Annotated in this window: 4 protein-coding genes and 1 pseudogene; all 5 read right to left on the bottom strand. The window is 64.5% G+C overall.

Annotated elements, in window-relative coordinates:
* Window positions 1–15: 15 nt before the first annotated feature.
* A pseudogene (locus A6M56_RS15535) lies at window positions 16–369 on the bottom strand (MotA/TolQ/ExbB proton channel family protein); the annotation flags it as partial.
* A complete protein-coding gene (gene ybgC / locus A6M56_RS15530) occupies window positions 366–788 on the bottom strand; it encodes a tol-pal system-associated acyl-CoA thioesterase (protein ID WP_286758237.1) in 423 nt (140 codons plus the stop codon). The gene ybgC and the pseudogene A6M56_RS15535, both read right to left, overlap by 4 nt.
* A 95-nt stretch (window positions 789–883) precedes the next feature.
* Window positions 884–1,969: a Holliday junction branch migration DNA helicase RuvB gene (gene ruvB, locus A6M56_RS15525; RefSeq protein ID WP_286758236.1), complete on the bottom strand. Its 1,086-nt coding sequence runs from the start codon at window positions 1,967–1,969 to the stop codon at window positions 884–886.
* Complete coding sequence (locus A6M56_RS15520; RefSeq protein WP_286758235.1) at window positions 1,966–2,973, bottom strand: AI-2E family transporter; 1,008 nt, start codon at window positions 2,971–2,973, stop codon at window positions 1,966–1,968. The genes ruvB and A6M56_RS15520 overlap by 4 nt, the downstream gene beginning before the upstream one ends.
* A 47-nt stretch (window positions 2,974–3,020) precedes the next feature.
* On the bottom strand, window positions 3,021–3,359 hold a 339-nt coding region (gene ruvA, locus A6M56_RS15515), incomplete at its 5' end, for a Holliday junction branch migration protein RuvA (RefSeq protein ID WP_286758234.1).

Here is a 3,359-nt window from a genome sequence, read left to right as displayed (position 1 = left end):
CAATCAGGATGGGTTTGACGCACGCATGGCGCGACGGGCGCCATCGACGATGTCCTTCGGATCGAGGTTCTTCTGGCCGCGCAGCTTGGTGAATTCACGGAAGCCGGCCTCGAAGATGCGCTCCATCGAGCCGGCGTGATGGCGGTCATTCACGGCGCTGTTGTACAGGTTGTTGAGGTCGCCGCCGGACCAGAAATCGCGCTCGAAGTTTTCCGTCTTCTCGCGCGCCTGCTTGACGGCAAACAGCTTCATGAAGATGTAGTACCACGACATCAGCGAGACGCCGGCGAGCAGGGCCATGACGACCTGGACGACGGCGCTGGCCTGCAGGATGAGGTGGAGGATGGACAGATCCTGGGTGACGTTCATTTCAGCGTTTCCAGCTTGGCATAGAGAAAATCGGGAATCGGAGCGGGCCGCATGCTCGCCATGTCCACGCAGGCGATCTCGACCGTGCCGGTGACCAGTTCTTCGTCGCCGCGCCGCACATGCTGGCGGAACACGACACGGACGCGGGTCAGCTTTTCGACTTCGAGACCGACGGTCAGTTGATCGTCGAGATGGGCCGGGCGGAGGTAGTCGCAACTGGCCTTGCGGGCGACGAAGCCGATACCGGCATCGAGCGCCAGTTGGCGCTGGTCATGGCCCGCCGAACGCATCCACTCGGTGCGGCAACGCTCGAAGAATTTCAGGTAGTTGGCGTAGTAGACGACGCCACCGGCATCGGTGTCTTCGTAATAGACGCGTACCGGAATGGTGAAGGCATTGGCGTTGGGCGCAAATTTCATCGTGCGATTTTACCTTGCGCCGCAACATGCATTTGTAACGGTCTGTTTCAACGGGAATTGCTGCGCAGGCAGGGGCTGAAACAGGCACCCGCCCGTCACTCGTCGGCCAGCAGGTCGCGCACGACGGCACTGGCCGGCTCGGTCAGACCGAGGTGGCGGTAGATCGCGGGGGTTGCGATACGGCCGCGCAGCGTGCGCTGTAGGTAGCCCTGCTGGATCAGGTAGGGTTCCAGCACATCCTCGATGGTATCGCGCGCCTCGCCGATGGCCGCCGCCAGGTTGTCGACGCCAACCGGGCCGCCGCCGAACTTGTCGATCACCGCGGAGAGCAGCTTGCGGTCCATCAGGTCGAGGCCCGCCGGGTCCACATCGAGCATGTGCAAGGCCTGGTCGGCGATGGCGCGGGTGATGTAGCCGTCGGCCTTCACTTCGGCGTAGTCGCGCACGCGACGCAGCAGGCGGTTGGCGATGCGCGGCGTGCCGCGCGAACGCTTGGCAATTTCCAGCGCACCATCCGGGTCGATGGGCGCGTTGAGCAGGGTCGCCGAACGGGTCACGATGCTCTGCAGCTCCCCGGCATTGTAGAACTCCAGCCGGGCGACGATGCCGAAGCGGTCGCGTAGCGGATTGGTCAACATGCCGGCGCGGGTGGTGGCGCCGACCAGCGTAAACGGCGGCAGATCGAGCTTGACCGAGCGCGCCGCCGGACCTTCGCCGATCATGATGTCGATCTGGAAATCCTCCAGTGCCGGGTAGAGAATTTCCTCGACCACCGGGCTCAGACGGTGAATTTCGTCGATGAACAGCACGTCATGCGGTTCAAGGTTGGTCAGGATGGCGGCCAGATCGCCGGCCCGCTCCAGCACCGGCCCCGAGGTCTGGCGCAGGTTGACGCCCATCTCGGCGGCGATGATGTGGGCCAGCGTCGTCTTGCCCAGGCCCGGCGGGCCGAAGAGCAGCACGTGGTCGAGGGAATCGCCGCGCCGTTTGGCGGCCTCGATGAAGATCTCCAGCTGTTCGCGGATTTTCTGCTGGCCGGTGTAGTCAGCCAGCCGTTTCGGGCGCAGAGCACGCTCCAGCGCCTCTTCCTGCGCCGACTTGCTGTGCGGCGCGATGATGCGATCGGGCGTACCCGGACGGAAATCCCCCTGGGAGGCGAGCAGCTTGTCGGTTTCGATCATGCGGATGGTTCCTCGCGCAGCCAGCGGCTCAGCAGCATGTGGCCCAGAGCGAGCAGGACCGGCCCGAGAAAGATGCCAATGAAGCCGAAAACCAGCACACCGCCCAGAACGCCGAGGGCGATGAGCAGGATGGAGAGCCCGGCACCGCGGGCAATCAGGATGGGTTTGACGAAGTTGTCGATGCTGCTGATGACGAAGACGCCGTAAAGCGCCATGAAAATGGCCCAGCCGGTCTGCCCTTCGCCATACAGCCAGACCGCGGCACCGCCCCAGATCAACGGCGGGCCGACCGGGATCATCGACAGGAAAAAGGTGGCAAAACCGAGCAGCACGGCAGCCGGCACCCCCGCAACCAGAAAGCCGATCATGGCTACCGTGCCTTGCGCGGCAGCTGTCCCGACAATGCCCAGCATGACGCCGACCACCGTGCCGCGCGCCTTGTCGAGCATGTTCTCGCCCAGTTCGCCGCCCAGCTTGCGGGCACCGATGTAGAGGGCATTGCTGATCGTCGCGCCGTCGCGATACAGAAAGAAGATGACGAACAGAACCAGGGCCAGTTGCAGCAAGCCGTTGGCGGCAATACCGCCGAGCGCCAGCGCCAGTTGGCGGGCCGGGGTGATCAGCTGCCGGATGGCCGCATTCAGCTCGTCACGGTCGGCCGCCAGACGGTGCCAGGTGCTGTCGATCTCGCTGCCGACGAACGGCAGGGCACTCAGCCAGTCCGGCGGATTGGCCGGCAACCCCTGTTCGATGTAGGGCTTGATGAAGTCGATCAGCCTGTCGGCCCCGTTGGCCAGCGACCCGGCCAGGAACAGTGTGGGCAGCAGCATGACCAGCACGAGGGCCAGCGTCATCAGGGAAGCCCCCACGGTATCGCGGCCACCCAGCCGGGGCAGCAGCTTCTCGGCATACAAAGGCCAGGTGCAGATCCAGACCACGAAAGCGAACAGCACGGCGCCGACGAAGGGCAGCAGCACCGTGATGCAGCCGATGATGAGCAGCACTACCAGCGCGATCTGCGCCAGTCGCTTGGGGTCGTGTTCCTGGATCATCAGACTTTGGACAGCAGCTTGAGGGCCTGTCGGATGCCATCCGACGTGCCGATATCGGCCGGCAGCTGCTTCATCGCCGCCGCCGCTTCCTTTTCATTGTAGCCGAGGGCAATCAGAGCGTTGGCGATGTCCTGCCGGGCGTCATCGACCGCCGCATGCAGCGACACGCCGGTGGCGTCGGCCAGTTTGCCCTTCAGTTCGAGCAGCAGGCGTTCGGCCGTCTTCTTGCCAATGCCGGGAATCTTGATCAGGCGCCCCAGCTCCTGCTGCGCCACGGCCGCCGACAGGTCATTGACCGACAGGCCGGAGAGCACCGACAAGGCCGTGCGCGCCCCGAT

The organism is Ralstonia sp. RL (genome assembly GCF_001683835.1).
Taxonomy (GTDB): Bacteria; Pseudomonadota; Gammaproteobacteria; order Burkholderiales; family Burkholderiaceae; genus Ralstonia; species Ralstonia mannitolilytica.
Note: the sequence above shows the minus strand (reverse complement) of the source record. Positions and strands in the feature narration are given on the sequence as shown.